Source organism: Martinezella tropici (assembly GCF_003287875.1).
In the GTDB taxonomy this organism is placed as follows: Bacteria; Pseudomonadota; Alphaproteobacteria; order Rhizobiales; family Rhizobiaceae; genus Rhizobium; species Rhizobium tropici_C.
In genome coordinates this window covers 73,474-90,498 of record NZ_QMKK01000030.1, presented here as the reverse complement: position 1 = coordinate 90,498, position 17,025 = coordinate 73,474, and the positions used below count along the sequence as shown (strand labels likewise).

Annotated in this window: 5 protein-coding genes and 2 pseudogenes; 3 read left to right on the top strand and 4 right to left on the bottom strand. The window is 59.5% G+C overall.

The window, feature by feature from the left end; genetic code table 11:
- Nucleotides 1-809 precede the first annotated feature (809 nt).
- The 3 genes and pseudogenes from DQ393_RS34300 to DQ393_RS34290 all read left to right on the top strand — a co-directional run.
- Nucleotides 810-3,962: pseudogene (locus DQ393_RS34300) on the top strand (beta strand repeat-containing protein); the annotation flags it as partial.
- Between the two features lie 192 nt (nucleotides 3,963-4,154).
- Nucleotides 4,155-6,074, top strand: a pseudogene (locus DQ393_RS34295) (autotransporter-associated beta strand repeat-containing protein); the annotation flags it as partial.
- Nucleotides 6,075-6,269: 195 nt separating this feature from the next.
- On the top strand, nucleotides 6,270-8,216 hold the full coding sequence (locus tag DQ393_RS34290) for an autotransporter outer membrane beta-barrel domain-containing protein (RefSeq protein WP_432422001.1): 1,947 nt from the start codon (nucleotides 6,270-6,272) through the stop codon (nucleotides 8,214-8,216).
- Nucleotides 8,217-8,372: 156 nt separating this feature from the next.
- Here the strand turns inward: DQ393_RS34290 and DQ393_RS11920 are convergent, their stop codons facing one another.
- The 4 genes from DQ393_RS11920 to DQ393_RS11905 form a co-directional block, all read right to left on the bottom strand.
- Nucleotides 8,373-8,894: a L,D-transpeptidase gene (locus tag DQ393_RS11920; protein ID WP_245430323.1), complete on the bottom strand. Its 522-nt coding sequence runs from the start codon at nucleotides 8,892-8,894 to the stop codon at nucleotides 8,373-8,375.
- Between the two features lie 152 nt (nucleotides 8,895-9,046).
- Nucleotides 9,047-13,504: an autotransporter outer membrane beta-barrel domain-containing protein gene (locus tag DQ393_RS11915; protein WP_181592328.1), complete on the bottom strand. Its 4,458-nt coding sequence runs from the start codon at nucleotides 13,502-13,504 to the stop codon at nucleotides 9,047-9,049.
- 382 nt (nucleotides 13,505-13,886) lie between these two features.
- Nucleotides 13,887-14,507 (bottom strand): helix-turn-helix transcriptional regulator, encoded by a 621-nt coding sequence (locus DQ393_RS33675; protein ID WP_210209414.1) that lies wholly within the window; start codon nucleotides 14,505-14,507, stop codon nucleotides 13,887-13,889.
- Between the two features lie 992 nt (nucleotides 14,508-15,499).
- Nucleotides 15,500-17,014, bottom strand: coding sequence for an ABC transporter substrate-binding protein (locus tag DQ393_RS11905; protein ID WP_112341995.1), 1,515 nt, complete (start codon nucleotides 17,012-17,014; stop codon nucleotides 15,500-15,502).
- Nucleotides 17,015-17,025: the final 11 nt, after the last annotated feature.

The following is a 17,025-nucleotide window of genomic DNA, read 5'->3' as shown; positions in this document are numbered from 1 at the left end:
CGTGGCGTCAGTGAATTGGAGATCCGTCAGCGCGTCGCGCTCGCCTACAGTCGTTTCGTCATGATCGGCGATGCCTCGGTTTCCAGCTCGTGCCCTGGACGCCGTCCATCTTTCGGCTGACGCTTCAGCTTGTCGGCAACAGCACTCAGAATCATCGGTACGCTCCAGAACATCGGGAGCGGCAATTTCCTCGCTGACGGTCAACAGCTCGTTCACCAGGGAATTTGCGACAGGCCAGCAAATACATATCCCGTCTTAATTTGCCATGATTCCTCAATCGGCGACATGGTGTTGGTTGGCGCCTCAACGGACCGTGTGAGTTAACCCGTGTCCATTCCGCCTCAGCGTTATCGAGCGGAACGGCACTATGCCGGTCAGGCTCTCTACTCGTATTAGTTGCTGCGGCAGTAAAGTAACATTCTGGCAACGATACGTTGCAGTATTTTACAAAAATCGCAATATTTTGATAGATACAGAAACATTCTAAAATACAATCCTGCCGTTTTCTGCAATCTTCATAGAGCTCGATTCGTCGAGAAAAGCATTATTTACCAATAATTTATGTGGGGCACGGCGTGACAATTCGAACAGGCGGCGATGTTTCTGATCATTATAAGCTGTATCGCGGGAAACGGGATCCTTTAACACGCGCCGATAACACCGCATTGACCATCCATCCCGCTCGAATCCCCGCATCCGAGGGCCGCCGAAATGGCGGAAGCCGAGCCCTTTTTGACGGTACTCGCACCTTTGGGAGCGGCGAGAAGCACCGGTCCCATGCACTGTTGGCTGGCGTCAGCGTGGGTGCGATGGTTATGTGCGGCTGGCCGGCCCCGGCCGGCGCGCAGGTCTGGAAGGGCACGACGAGTGCCGATTGGACTGTTGGCAGCAACTGGTCGACGGGCACGGCTCCGAGCGGCACCGGCACGGTCACGATCAACACGAACTCGCCCAATCCTGCGGTGCTGGGTGTGTCCGGTGCGGCGAGTTCGACGATCGGCAACCTCCAGATGGGCACGACGACAGGCACGAGCGCGCTCACGATTCAGAACGGGAGCACGCTGTCGTCCAGTGTGACGACCGGCACGAACTACATTGGCCAGTTCGGAAATGGAACAGTGACGGTCACAGGCGCGGGATCGTCCTGGTCTACGGCGACAAGCGTCATCCTCGGTGGAGCCACTGGCAGTTCGGGCACACTGAACATTGCCAATGGGGCCACCGTCAGCACAGGGGGGGCGAACCTGAGTCTTGGCCAAGGTGGCGTCTCGGGTACGGGAGTGATTAACCTTACGGGTGGCAGTACGCTCACCTCTGGAGTCTCAACGCTATATGCAATTAGCGGCGCAAGCAGCATCGCCAACATTTCCGGCGCCGGATCCAAGTGGAATGTAAATGGAGTCCTGACTGTCGGCAGAGGTCAGGGCGGCAGCGGCGGCGGCAGTGGCACGCTGAATGTGACAAACGGGGCTGTGGTGACAGCGACCGGCCAGATCTCGATTGGGGGACCCACCCTCAGCGCCACCGGAACTGGAATAGCCACCATCACCGGCGCGGGCTCCCAGTTGAACACCAGCGCGGCACTCAACATCGGTGCCTTTGGCCAGGGTACGCTGACGGTTGCCAACGGAGCGGCGGCGACCGCCAATACGGTAACGATGACTGCCGTCGCAGCCTCAACGGCCGCGCTCAACCTATCTGGCGGCAGCACCCTTTCCACAGGGGCGCTGACAGCCGGACCAGGAACGGCACAGGCCAACTTCGACGGTGCCACGCTGCGCGCCACCGCCAGCAACACGGCCTTTATTAGCGGGTTTACCGGCACCAGGCTCAACATCGGCGCAGGTGGGCTCACGCTCGATACCGGCGCCTTCAATGTCACCGCTACGTCGCCGTTCAGCGGCACGGGCGCGCTCACCAAGATCGGCACCGGCACGGCGGTGTTTACCGGCAACAACACCTACACGGGCGGCACGACGATTTCGGCCGGCACACTGCAATTTGGCAATGGCGGCGCGTCGGGTTCGATCAGCGGCGATGTGACGAACAACGGCACGCTCGCCTTCGACCGATCCGACACCTACACTTTCGCGGGATTGATTTCGGGCAGCGGCGCGGTCAGCCAGATCGGCTCCGGCACGACTGTGCTGACGGCCAACAACGGCTATACCGGCGGCACGACGATCTCGGCCGGCACGCTACAACTTGGCAATGGCGGCACGTCGGGTTCGATCAGCGGCGATGTGACGAACAACGGCACGCTCGCCTTTGACCGATCCGACACCTACACTTTCGCGGGATTGATTTCGGGCAGCGGCGCTGTCGGCCAGATCGGCTCCGGCACGACCATCCTGACGGCCGACGACGGTTATACCGGTGGCACGACGATCTCGGCCGGTACGTTGCAGCTCGGCAATGGCGGCACCTCGGGTTCGATCAGCGGCGATGTGACGAACAACGGCACGCTCGCCTTCGACCGCTCGGACACCTACACTTTCGCCGGACTGATCTCTGGCAGCGGCGCGGTCGGCCAGATCGGCTCCGGCACGACCATCCTGACGGCCAATAACAGCTATACCGGTGGCACGACGATCTCGGCGGGCACCCTGCAGCTCGGCAATGGCGGTACCTCGGGGTCGATCAGCGGCGATGTGACGAACAACGGCATACTCGTATTTGACCGATCGGATGCCTATTCTTTTGCCGGGGCGATCTCTGGCACGGGTGGGGTGAACAATCTCGGCAGCGGCATCACGACGCTCACCGGCACCAACAGCTACACTGGCGCGACCAATGTCAGTGCGGGCACCCTGCTGGTCAGCGGCGATCAGTCGGCTGCAACGGGGCTTACCACGGTTTCGAGCGGTGCGACCCTCGGCGGGACAGGAACCATCGGCGGTGACGTCACGGTGACCAATGGCGGCACGCTTGCTCCAGGGGCCGCCGGGAATGCGCCAGGTACACTGACCATCAACGGCGCGCTGACGCTCAACAATACCTCGAACGTCAACGTCGACTTCGGTCAGGCCAACGTCTCCGGCGGTTCGCTCAACGACCTGATCAGCGTCGGCGGCAATCTGACGCTCGACGGTACGCTCAACGTGACGCAGACGGCAGGCGGCACCTTCGGCCCCGGCGTCTATCGCATCTTCAACTATGGCGGAACGCTGACCAACAACGGCCTTGATGTCATGGATCCGAACTATTTCGTGCAGACGGCGGTTGCAAACCAGGTGAACCTCGTCAACTCGGCCGGTCTGACGCTCAGCTATTGGGACGGCGATGCCGGGCCGCATTCCAACAGCATCATCGATGGCGGCAACGGGACCTGGCGGGCAGCGGGCGATCAGAACTGGACGGATAGTACCGGCCTCTTCGCCGCCCCCTTCGCCAATGGCAGTTTCGCCATCTTCCAGGGGGCGGCCGGCACGGTTGCGGTCGACAACGGCAATGGCCAAGTGCAGGCGGGCGGCATGCAGTTCGCTACCGGCGGTTATACGGTCCAGGGTGGCGATATCGAGCTGGTCGGACCGCAGTCGCTCATCCGCGTCGGCGACGGCTCGGCCGCCGGCGCTTCTTTTGTCGCGACCATCGCCTCCGATCTCACAGGCAGCAGCGAACTCGTGAAGAGCGATCTCGGTACATTGGTGCTGTCGGGAAGCAACAGCTACACCGGCGGCACCGCGATCAACGGCGGCACGCTGCAAATATCAGCCGATGCCAACCTCGGCAACGCGGCCGGTGGACTGAGCTTTGCCGGCGGCATCCTGCGCAACACAGCGGCAATTACCACGGCACGCAGCGTAACGCTGGACGTTGCCGGCGGTACATTTAACACAGACGCAGACCTCACCCTCAATGGCGCGATCGGCGGGGCAGGTACGCTGACCAAGACAGGTAGCGGCACGCTGGTTCTGAACGGTGCCAATACCTACCAGGGTGGGACCGTCATCAATGGCGGCACAGTCCAGGTCGCGTCGGACGCCAATCTCGGCGATACGACCGGAACGCTTGCTCTCAACGGCGCCGCCCTACAAACGACTGCATCGTTCACCTCAGCGCGCACGGCGACGCTCAATGCCGGCGGCGGCATCTTCGATACCGACAATCTGACAACGCTGACGCTCAACGGCGCCATTGGCGGGACGGGGGCCTTGACCAAGGGCGGCGCTGGCACGCTCGCGCTTGCTGCCGACAACAGCTATGCCGGCGGCACGACGATCGCGGGCGGCACTTTGCAGCTTGGCAATGGCGGCGCCGTCGGCTCGATCACCGGCAATATCGTCGATAACGGCACGCTCGCCTTCAACCGGAACAATAGTTACAATTTCGGTGGGCTGATCTCCGGCACCGGCGGCCTCGACCAGAGCGGAAGCGGCGTCACGATCCTGACAGCGAACAACAGCTACGCAGGCACCACGACGGTGCAGGCGGGCACGCTCATCGTCGATGGCGATCAATCGGCCGCGACCGGTGCGACGGTTGTCGAGGCCGGCGGCGCGCTCGGCGGCACAGGTACGATCGGCGGCAATGTGAATGTGCTCGATAACGGCGCGCTCAATCCGGGCAATGTCGGTTCCACGCCCGGCACCTTGACGATCAACGGCAATTTGACCCTCGCTGCCAACGCGACACTGAACTACAATTTAGGGCAGGCAGGCGTCGTTGGCGGCCCCTACAACGACCTGACCGTCGTGCACGGCAATCTGACCCTCGCAGGCCTCTTGAACGTATCTGAGACGCCAGGAGGCAATTTCGGGCCGGGCATCTACCGCATCATCAGCTATGACGGGACGCTGACCGATCTCGGGTTGGCCGACACGTCACCCGACTATATCGTGCAGACCTCGGTCGCAAACCAGGTCAATCTGGTCAACATCGCCGGCCAGACGCTCAATTACTGGGACGGCGGTGCCGGTCCCAAGTTCAACGATCTTGTCAACGGTGGCAGCGGCACATGGCGGGCGAGTGGCGACGATAACTGGACCGATACCACGGGGCACCTCAATGCACGGTTCTCCAATGGCAGCTTTGCGATCTTCGGCGGCACGGCCGGCACAGTTCAGGTCGACGATAGTAACGGTCAGGTGCAAGCCGCCGGCATGCAGTTCGCAACCGATGGCTACACTGTACAGGGCGACAGCGTCACCCTTGTCGGCCCGCAGTCGATTATCCGTGTCGGCGACGGGACATCGGCAGGAGGTGCCTATACCGCGACCATCGCATCGGCGCTGCAGGGCAATTCGCAGCTCGTCAAGGCCGATCTCGGCACACTGGTGCTCACCGGGAACAATACCTATACCGGCGGCACGCGGATCAACCAGGGAACGCTGCAGTTTACGACCGATGCCAATCTCGGCAGTGCGTCCGGCAACCTGACGCTCGACGGCGGCTCACTGCGCAATACGAATGCCATTGTTCTGGCGCGGGGCGTCACGTTGGGGGCCGGCAGCGGCACCTTCGATACACTTGGCGATCTGACCGTCAATGGTGTGGTCGATGGCGCCGGCGGCTTCACCAAGACGGGGGCCGCGGCGCTGACGCTGACCGGCACCAACAGCTATGCCGGCAGTTCGATCGTGTCAGCGGGCAGCCTCTACATCGACGGCAATCAGAGCGGAGCGACAGGCCTGACTTCGGTGTCGAACGGCGCGACACTCGGCGGGGCCGGCACGATCGGCGGCAATGTCACAATTGCGAACGGCGCGACGCTGTCTCCAGGTTCGGCAAATGGCGCGCCGGGCACTTTGACGATCGCGGGGAACCTGACACTCTCGGGCGGTTCGACGTTGAACTACAGCTTAGGGCAGGCGAACGTTCCGGCGGGAGTACTCAACGACCTGACCATCGTCGGCGGCAATCTCGTGCTCGACGGAACGCTGAATGTGGCGGTCCCGCCTACCGGAACGTTCAGTCCCGGTGTCTACCGTCTGTTCAACTATGCCGGCGCGCTGACCGATAACGGCCTGGCGCTCGGCACGATACCGTCTTCGGATTATTTCCTGCAGACCGCCATCTCCCATCAGGTGAACCTCGTCAACACGGACGGATTGACCCTGAATTATTGGGACGGCGGCTCCGGTACGCGGTTCGATGGCGTCATCAATGGCGGTGACGGGGTGTGGCAGAGTTCGGCCGGCAATGGCGATTGGGCTAACAGCACGGGTTCGATCAATGCGTCCTATAGCGATGCTGGCTTTGCGGTGTTTGCCGGCACGGCCGGCACCGTGACGGTCGACAACAGTCATGGCCAGGTGACGACTTCGGGCATGCAGTTCATGACCAGCGGCTATGTCGTCCGGGGCGACGCCATTGATCTGGTCGGCCCGGTAGCGACGATCCGCGTCGGCGATGGCACCAGCGCCAGTGCGGGTATCACCGCCACCATCGCATCGGAACTTGCCGGCACCAGCCAGCTTGTCAAGACCGACGTCGGTACGCTCGTGCTCACCGGAGCCAACACCTACACCGGCGGAACGGCGATCCAGGCGGGAACCTTGCAGCTTGGAAATGGAGGCATCGCCGGATCGATTGTCGGCGATATCGCCAACAACGGTACTCTCGCTTTTGACCGCGCCGACAAGTACATCTTCAACGGCGTGATATCCGGTTCTGGCACCATTCGCCAGATCGGCTCCGGCCTGACGCGACTTACCGCCGACAGTTCGGCCTTCAGCGGCACGACGTCGATCGAGGCCGGTACCCTTTCGGTCAACGGCAGCCTTTGCGGCGATGTCAATGTGCTCTCCGGCGGCCGCCTGCAAGGCATAGGGACTGTCTGTGACACCGACAATTTTGCCGGCGGCACGGTGGCGCCAGGCAATTCGATCGGAACATTGACCGTCGCGGGCAACTATACGGGTGACGGCGGCAGGCTGGAAATCGAGTCCCAGCTTGGCGGCGATGCCTCGCCGACCGACAGGCTTGTCGTCACCGGCAATACGTCCGGAACAACCAACGTCAAGGTCATCAATGTCGGCGGCGCCGGCGCCCAGACAGTCGAAGGGATCAGGATCGTAGAGGTCGGCGGCGCTTCGAATGGCATCTTCAGCCTTGCCGGTGATTACACGTTCCAGGGCCAGCAGGCCGTGGTCGGCGGCGCCTATGCTTACCGCCTTTACAAGGGGGGCGTCTCGACGCCATCCGACGGCGACTGGTATTTGCGCTCGACCTATACCCTTCCGGACGATCCGAGTGGCGCCGTGCCGGATCCGCAGCCGCTTTACGCGCCAGGCGTGCCGCTCTACGAGGCCTATGCCGGCGTCCTGCAGAGCTTCAACGAACTCGGCACCCTGCAGCAACGCATCGGCAATCGAACATGGGGCAATGGTGAGGCCACACCGCAAGGCACTGACATGTTCGACCAGGCGCCCGCAGGCGGCAAAGCCATCTGGGCGCGCATCGAGGCGGCGCATGCAAAATTCGATCCCGAGCGATCGGCGACCGGCGCCGATTACACCGCCACGACGTGGAAGTTCGAGGCTGGTCTTGATGGCTTGTTCTACGACGGCGAGGCTGGCGCCCTGATCGGCGGGGTCACCGTCCACTACGGAACGGTCTCCTCGAACGTTTCGTCGATCTTCGGCACAGGCTCTATCGATGCCAACGGCTATGGTCTCGGCGGTTCGCTTACCTGGTACGGCAACAGCGGCTTCTACGCCGATGCCCAGGCGCAGGCAACCTGGTACGACACCGATCTCACCTCGGCCACGCTCGGAAGAAAGCTCACAGAGGGCAATAACGGCTTCGGCTACGCTCTCAGCATCGAGAGCGGCCAGAAGATTCCGCTCCACGACAACTGGTCGATCACGCCCCAGGTCCAGCTCAGCTATTCCTCTGTCAGGTTCAACGACTTTACCGATCCCTACGGCGCCCGCGTGTCGCTCGACGATGGTCAATCGCTCACAGGCAGGATCGGTCTTTCGGCGGATTATGAGAATGGATGGAAGAATGCCGCCGGACAGATCAACCGATCGCATGTCTATGGGATCGCCAACCTCTATTACGATTTCCTCGACGGTTCGAACGTCCACGTATCCGATGCCAGCCTGGTCAGCAAGAACCAGCCTCTGTGGGGCGGCGTCGGACTTGGCGGGTCATTGAACCTCGGCGACAGGACCACGGTTTACGGCGAAGCCTTCGCCCGAACCAGCCTGAAGGACTTTGGCGACAGCAACTCCGCCGGCGCCAAGGTCGGCTTCAAGCTCAGCTGGTAGGGCAACATTCGCGACCCTCCAAATCTGAACGCAAAAGTAAAGGTTTTGGGGCCTTTGGGCCGATTTTCGATCAAGCCATTCATTCCAGCCGGGCAAGGCTTATGGCTCGCCGGATGCCAGATGCTGACGTGCCCCTGGTCGCGCAGTGTTCGACTTCTAAATCACGATGACTTTTGCGTACATTTGAACACGCTCGAAGAGTTCGATGATGTCCTCGTTGACGAGACGAATGCAGCCTGAGGAGGCTTCTGTTCCGATCGTCCACGGCTCCGAAGTCCCGTGAATGCGGTAGAGCGTGTCGCGCCCGCCTGCAAAAAGATAGAGTGCCCGCGCTCCGAGAGGATTGGACGGACCGGGTTCAATCCGGCGTGGTAACCCGGATGTTTGAGCGTGCATGTCGTCCGTAGGGTACCAAGCCGGCCATTTCGCCATTCGCCCGACGTGTGCGATACCTCGCCAACGGTGCTCCGAAGCGCCGACGGCTACCCCGTAGCGCATGACCGTATAGGCGTCTTCGATCAGAAAGAGTTGTCGAGCCTCTGTATCCACGACGATCGTACCTGGCTCTTCACCAGTCGTCTTCGCAATACGCTGGGGCCGAAATTCAGGAGCATATCTGCTTCGATCGACTGGACGAACCGCAAATGGTTCTGCAGCATATTGATCAGCTCTGGTCACACCTTCCGTCAAATCCGATGGCACGGTTGTATCGCAACCGGCAAGTATGGAGGCTGTTCCAAAAAGAAAAAGACGCCTGTGGATATGACATCCGCTGACGAAACCGGGCTCCCGCGAAAGGAGCCCGGTTGAAGGAAAAGATCTTTTAGTTCTTACCACTTGACGCGCAATCCAGCCTTGCCATTGAGCGAATAGCTATCCCCGAAGTTTTGGAGACTGGTGCTTGCGGATAATTCTCCGTAGAGGGAATATTTGTCATCGTTCCAGTTATAGGAACCACCGAAACCGATTTCGCCCCAGAGCGGATCGTTTTCCGACGTGAATCGGATTTGCGAAACATTGACCCTGGTCCCCTCCAGGAACTCGTAGTGCAGATTGCTGATGCCGTAGAGTGCAGCCCGATCAATCTGGCCCCCTTCGCTCTTCCAACTATTCTGATATTCGAAGGCAAGCCCGAGCCGGCCGCGAAGGCTATCGGCATGGTCGAGCGAGACATCTGCGCCTGATGGATCGGTGAAGGCGTCGAAGCGCACATTAGAGTAAACCAGTTGCGCCTGCGGGATAATGGTCCAGTTCTCTCCCAATCCGACACGCTGGCCGCCCTCGAGCGAGAGGGCGTAACCAAAGCCATCGCTGCCGTTTGCCAGGTTACCGATCCAGTCGGACGACAGGTTACTATTGTACCAGCTTAACTGTCCCTGAGCATCGAGATAGAAGCCATTCGACCCATACCATGTAGCGGTCGCACCGAGGCCATAACCATCGGTCGAGATGCTTCCGGGACCGAAGAACGAAGCGACATCGGCGGAAGCGTGACCATAATGGACCGTGAAACCTGCAATCAGCTTCCCCCTGTCGGATTCCGAAATCAGACCGTCAATGCCAGCGCGCATCTTCCATGTCGTCAGATCGTAGTTAGTCCCGCTGGTGGTCACATGAGGTTGCAGCTCGGCATACGATCCTTCGATCACACCCCAGACGCCGTTTTCTTCGATCGTCGGACGCGGCTTGCCATCGGCGTAGAATTCGGCCTGCTCTGCCGTTACCGGGCACCGGAAATTCTGAGTGGGGTCCTTGCAGAAGACGGTCTGCGAAGGAGCCGGCCGCTCGATCCAATACCGGTTACCAACCCGCTGCTGCAGCGTCGGAAGACCATTCAGCCCAAGCAGCACCTGCGGATAGGCTTCGTAAAGAGGTACACCTGGCTGGTAGATAGGACCACCGGGATCTGCTGGGTTTACAGGGTCTACTGGGTTTGCGGGATTTGCAGGGTCAACTGGACCAATCACAGGATTCGCCAACTGAGAACGCAGATACCAATTCCCATCGGCCGGATTGGCGACCCCGTTATGCCAAAGGGTATAAGCGTAAGCTCCACCGATGACCGCCTGCTGACCCTTGATCACGTAGTCGCCCAGAAGAGAAAACTGGCCATTAGAAGAACCGTCGACCTGCACCACCTTGATACCGTCACTGGTGGTTTGAGCACCTGGACCGCCGGCATTGACGATGCGCAGCTTGTTTGTGCCCGTTGTATCGCCCTCGACGTGGATCAAGTCGGAAGGGGAGTTGTCAGTGCCAAGATAGGTGTTCAGCACGAAGGTGCCGTTTTCTCCGACAAGGTTTTCGTTGACGAGCAATGTCTTGAACGAGCCTGCAATCGGGCTCGCGAAGGCGATCGTGCTTCCATTGTTCAGAAGATTAGTGACATTCGAGTCCGCGTCCATTGTCCACAGAGTGGAGCCCGTCAGAGTAACATCCGACGTGCTCCCTGGCTGGGTGAGGACACGGCCCGTCAGCGTGGAAGCGTTTGCTTCGAATGTTGCATCCGCATTCGAAGTTGCTTCGAACAGGCCGTCCGATCCAGCAACAGTGGCTCCATCGAGGTCAAAGCTGTCGGCGCCGCCAGAGGCACGGGTAGCCCAGCCATTGACAGCGATCTGCGCCCCATCGATCCGGACATTGCCACCGTCCTGTGCAAGGATACCTGTGCTGTTGGCTCCGGCAAGCGTTATGTCACCAGCTGTATCGAGCGTCCCGGAATTGCGCGCTATGAAAGCGGTCACACCGGCCTGGTTCGAGCCGATATCCGCCGCGTTGGTGATCAGTGTCGTCGGGTCGGGTGCGCCGACGAGGGCTCCGAAGAGATCGTGTTTCTGGCCGTCGACGATCCCGGCAACTGTGTTGGGGCCATTGAGGTTGATATTGGTGACCGGCAGGATCGTGGCTGTCGCACCGCCTTCGATGACGACCGCAGTTGCACCGTCTCCGGTCAGGTTGAACGTACCATCCTGGGTATGAACATCGGTGGTTGCGCCAGTGCCAACAATACCGACGGCATCAGTGCCGCTGACCGTGATGGTGGTGCCCGACGCGTCGTAGTCGGCGCCATCGGCGACGCGGAAGAGCGTCGAGCGCGCGGTTGCTACGTCCATCGCAGTAGCGGCGGTGTTTACGACGGCATCCGGCCCGTAGATGAAGAAGCCGATCTGGTCCGAGCCGCTGATGAAGTTCGGAACGGCGGTCGCGGCGACATTGACCTCGCTCATGCCGCGGGCATGTACGCCAATGCCGCCGACGCCGGTCAGATTGATCTGTCCGTCAATGTTGGCAGTCGAGGTCTTGCCACTATCGCCTTCAGCCCAGACGCCGAAATTCCGCGTGCCGGTTGCCGGGTCGACGCCGCCGCCAACATTGATCACGCCGGTGCTGGCAACGGACGTGTTCAACGAGCCACTCAGGAGGTGGATGCCGACGGCATTGACGCCATTCAGATTGATAGTGCCGCTGTTGCTGTTGGTGCCACCGGCATTGCGGAGCTCCATGCCGATATTCTGCAACGGCGTAGTGGTCACCGCGCCGTTGATGGTGATCGTACCCGTGTTCGCGGCGACACTGGCCGCATCGCCATTGGCCATCCGCATCGCGCTCGCGCCGCCGGTCAGGCTGCCGATGGTGATAAGGCCATTATTGACCATCTGGGAGCCACCGCCGCCACCGATGCCGTAAATATGCGCGAGGTTGTTGGAAACGTCGGTAGTCGGGTCCGTCAACGAGTACTGACCAGTGCGGCCAATATGGATCTCGCCGTCGTTCGTGAAGGTCGAGCGGCCTTCCAAGCCGACGCCATAGACTGATGTATCCGACAGATTGCCGTTCACGGCGACATTGATGACCCCGTTATTGGTCGCAGTCGGCGCACCGTTCTTCAGATAAATGCCAGCCTGGAACCCGTTGTTCTGGCTGTTGCCGCCGCCGGCGACATTGACAATGCCATCATTCTGAAAGCTGGTGCCATTGCCATAGAGCATGATCGCGACGGAATTGTTGACGCCGGTCAAACCCGCCGTGCTGTTGGGCTGATAGGTTCCGGGATCGTAGTTAGAGATCGAGCCGGTGGCGTGGTTGAAGACTTTCGAACCGGAATCGGCCAGGATCAGGCCATCTCCGGCGAATCCGTTGGAACCGCCATTCGTTCCGGCCGACAGCTTGCCCTCATTGTTCACCGTCGCACCACCAGTGGCGTAAGCGATGTGATGGGAGCTGATTAAGGTGCCGTCCTTGACCTTACTGTCGACACCGAAATTGACGACAGAGTTCGCCCCATCAACGGCGACAAGGGCACGCTGCCCCAGCGACGCCCATAGCGTGGGTGCCGTGACCTGATCTGGCGCAGCCTGATAGGTCGCGGTGAACGTCGTCGTGCGGTAGGCGCTTTGGAGCTGCGTCGCGTAATTGTTGATGTTCAGCGCACCTGCCTGCAACCGACCGATGAGATAGTTGTTGTAGTTCTTGAACGTCGCGAGATCGGTGACGGTTCCCCCTGGAATCGTTTCCGTCGCACCGGTGGCGGGATTGATCCACGTCGAGGCGGGAAAGGTCACACCGCGATCGAATTTGGTTTCGGAGAAAGTTCCTGTCGCCTGCCCGGTAGTCGGATCGACTTCTGGCCCCGGCTTGTCGCCCTCACTCGTTCCGAGATCGAACCACGTATTGCTGTTGTAGTTGATAGTCCCGCCGGCCGCACCTTCGGCTCTGTAAACGCTTGTCTGTTTGGAAAACATCGTCAGCGTATTGCCGGGAACGGCTTTCGGCTCCGCCGTCGGATCACCGACAACGACGTTCAATGTTGAGCCGTTCGTAACCGTAGCGATACGGCCGTCGAGGTAGTAGCCCTGGTCGCCACCAAGCGTCCATGTCTTGGCGCTTGTCGAGTTGCCGCGAACGGAGAAATCGGTCGCGTCGAAATTATTGGAGTTGAAGACGGAGACATTCTGCGCCGCACCGGTAATCGGATCGCGATAGCTGGTGTTCAGCACGCGCCCGCCTGTGGCTAGAACCACTTTTCCGACAACACTGCCGCCTGCCGTTCCGTCGACCGCGAGCAATCGCCCCTGGTTTTCCAGTTCGATCAGGGCTGGATAATCCCAGTCAGAGGCGCTGCCCGTGATCGTCTGATAGCCGCCACCGATCATGTGAGTTGCGCCGTCGCCGAAATTCTGCGCGCCGACCTGGTTGCTGTTGCCTGTTGGTGTGTAATTGCCAACCGTCTGCGCCAGAGATGTGTCGAGGCCCAGACACGTCAACGCGATACTGGAAAGCAAAGCCAATCTGGTCGCTCTGACGCAACGCTTTTCTACGTGATCTATCTTAAACCTGTAGCCCGCTCGCGCTGGGTTTGTCACTAAACCAACCATCACCACCCCTCTGCAACATCACAAGCGGTCCTGGAGGGTCATTGCCTTCCACCGCCTGACTTGAAGCTCAAAAGGGCGCGTGCCGTACCTTAGCGAACAGGCCAGCCGCGAACGGGCGGGCTCTGAACGAAGTAGAAGTCCGGTAGTTTCGAGAACCTTAGCGCCCCACTTGAACAATTTTCGTGTAGCAGCGCAATTTCTGGTATAGAATACCTCAATTGAGGTATGGAGATGTATTAACGGTTGAAATTTGTATTTGTAAGTTGAGATTCAGAATTCTATCTTCTTATAGATATTACGATCGGGGAAACTTCAAATTGGCTACGATCAAGGCAAGCTCAATTTGACGCGATACTCCTGTTTTGAAGAATATCGACTTTAATTGCGTGCGCAGGGTCTGGTATGAGCGTTCCGTTTTTTCGGCGATTTCACGCAACGACATTCCGTCGCTCAAGCGAATCGCGATATCAGCCTCCTGCGACGTAAGCCGAAAGCGCTGCTGCAGCGCCTGCTTGTGCCTTTGCAGGTTGGCATTGCTCCGCTCTGGCACCTCCAGTAGGACAACTCCTTCTGCGTAGGAGAAGATGTCCGGCATACTTCCCCCGAGACGCTGGATGCGCAGCAGAAGTGGGGGAGCATCATGCCGCGCGATCGAAATCGGCTCGCTGCCGATATCTGGCCGCAGCCAATCCGACGATGCCACTGCCCTCATGCGTGTGCGGATCGCATCGGTTTCGAAGCTGCCTGCGGCACGGAGCTCCCCACGAAAGACCTGAAGTTCAGCGCCAAGCAGCTTCTCCGCAGCGGCATTGACATGGGTGACGCGACCAAGTCGGTTGAAGAAAATTGCAGGCGTGCCAGCCAGCTCCAACCCGACCGAAATTCCCCGGGCTTTGCTTTCGGCCATGCTGTTCATGATCTTGCCTGCAACCAGGAAACGCTGCCTGACGGCAGACAGAAGGAGAACGCTCGCCTCATCGAAGCCGTCTTCGCCATTCTTTTTGTGGAATGCCATGCCCAGCCGATCGTCCGGATTGAGGTGCCATTCCATTATGCAGGAATGACCAAGCTTGTGCTCGGCGCAGAAGCGGAAGAACGGGTGGCGACGGAACACCTCGGAAGGGGTATATTCGACATCGCGAGCGATCCCCTTCCGTAGCAGGAAGGGGATCGCATTAAGGTGCCAGTCCGTCAGATGCCACCCCTCATCGAAATAGCGGTGACGCAAAGTTTCCAGTGTATTGGTGGATATCCCATTCATCTTCGAGCGATTTGACATCGGCATGATGTTGATGCTGTACGAATTCGTAGCGTCCGCCAGGTTCGATAGCACCCCGGACCAAAGGCCGGGATCGATCGCTGCCTCGAATACATTGTCCAGAGCCATATTAAGAGCATCGATTTGTATAGGCATCCCCGTCCTTCTGTTTCTTCTTCGTCAATCGCCACTGTCGCGAGAACAAAGTATCGCTCCGAAGCCCGGCAGGTTCCCTGCCGAGGCGCCACCCTTGATGTCGTAATTGCACACGCGTCGGGATTGATATCTGACTGGAACAACACCGGGAACGCTGTCATCTCGTTACGTGACGAATTCACTTGCTACTTCGTTTGATAAGGTGATTCCCAGGTACCCGCTCCGTTTATTGGGAGCAGACATGACGCCGCGAGTTTCGATCGACGCCAAGAATATCCGCCTGGATTTTCCAAGTTAAACCACCCGAGGTGGTACTGCTTTCCTACCTGTGCGCTAGGATGCTTCGGGATGTCGTGCGCCGTCGCAAGATGGAAGTAGAAGTCGACGATCACCAGATGAAATATGTATTCGGCTCCCCGGAAGCAACACCAATCGCGCACAAAAAGTGCTCCGCTGCCTTTCGACAGCGGAGCTTGAGATTCGACGTTGAGATGTCAATTCTTGACGGTGTCTTCCAGGAAGAAGCGGCCGAGCGGATTCTGATGGAAGTTATCGATGTTCTTGCGCGCGACGTTGATATAGGGGCTGTAGTAGAGATCGATCCAGTTGACGTCGTCCTTCGCCATCTTCTGCAAGTCGATATACATCTGCTCGCGCTTCTTCGGGTCCAGCTCCTGCCGTGCTTTGGCAACGAGATCCTTTACCGCATCATTCTTATAGTTGGTCATATAGTTGTTGTTGGAATCGTGACCGAGGACGAAGGTCGTCTTCTGGTCTGGATCGAGGATATCGTTGGTCCAGTAGTTGACCGAGATGTCATAGTCGCCAGCAACGGTCATGTCCCATTCCTGGCTGGGATCCACCTTCTGCAACTTGGCTGTAATGCCGGCCCTGGCGAGCTGCTGCTGCACCAGGACCGCCGTCTGCTCATCCACTTCATCACCAGCGCGGATGAGGTAATTCAGCGTCAGGTTGGAAACGCCGGCTGCCGAAAGCATCTGCTTGGCCTTTTCCGGATCGTAGGAGCGTTGCGGATTATCCGCATAGTAATACAAGGCGCCCTTTGGAATGTAGGAATTGGCGACCGTACCCTGATGGAAGGTAACGGCATCGACGATCGCCTTCTTGTCGATTGCCATGTCGAGGGCCTGGCGGACTTCCTTCTTGCCGAGGTCGCCATGGGCATGGTTGATCAGCAGATGATCCTCACGCGTGGAAGGATCGATCAGCACGCTGAGGTTCGGATCCTTTTTCAGCTCTTCGACGCGCGAGAACGGCACGAAAATGGCGGCATCCAGCTGACCGGCCTGCACGTTCAGCATGCGGGTATTGTCGTCCGGTACCGAGATCCATTCGACGCCGTCGAGCTTGACGCGGTCGGCCTGCCAGAAATTCGGGTTCTTCTTCAGGATGATGCGATCGCCGCGGCGCCACTCCTCCACGGAGAAGGCGCCCGAGCCGATCGGCTTTTCCGCATAGGCATCCGGCCCTATCGATTCCATCCCGGCCTTCGAGATGACTGATGCGTTCGGCAACGCCAGTGTCGACAGGAAAGGCGCCGATGCATGCTTGAGCTTGATCGTCAGCGTGTGCGGATCAGTCGCGACGGCGGTATCGATCACCTTGTATGAGTCGCTCCAGAGCGATGCCTTGTCGTCGCGGATACGCAGCAGGCTGAAAGCTGCGTCATCAGCCGTCAGCGGCGAGCCGTCGGAAAATTTCGCGTCGCGAATCTTGAAGACATAGGTCAAGCCGTCATCGGAGGTCGTCCAGCTTTCTGCAAGACCCGGCTCCAGCTTCGTGCCCGTCTTGTCGACGCGCACCAGCACGTCGTAAACGTTGGAGAACACCCAGTTGTCGATATTCTGCGCCGTCTTGATCGGATCGAACGTCGTCGAATCCTCACGGCGGCCGATGGTCAGCACGCCGGCGGCTTCCGCATAGCTCGCACTCAGCGTCAGGCCGGCGAGGATGGCGGCAAGCCCGATTGTCTTCCATTTGTTGATCATGAATTCGTTCC

Coding starts and splice junctions, on each gene's coding strand:
- DQ393_RS34290 (WP_432422001.1), top strand. CDS start 6,270: ATGCAGTTCATGACCAGCGGCTATGTCGTCCGGGGCGACGCCATTGAT.
- DQ393_RS33675 (WP_210209414.1), bottom strand. CDS start 14,507: ATGAACAGCATGGCCGAAAGCAAAGCCCGGGGAATTTCGGTCGGGTTG.
- DQ393_RS11905 (WP_112341995.1), bottom strand. CDS start 17,014: ATGATCAACAAATGGAAGACAATCGGGCTTGCCGCCATCCTCGCCGGC.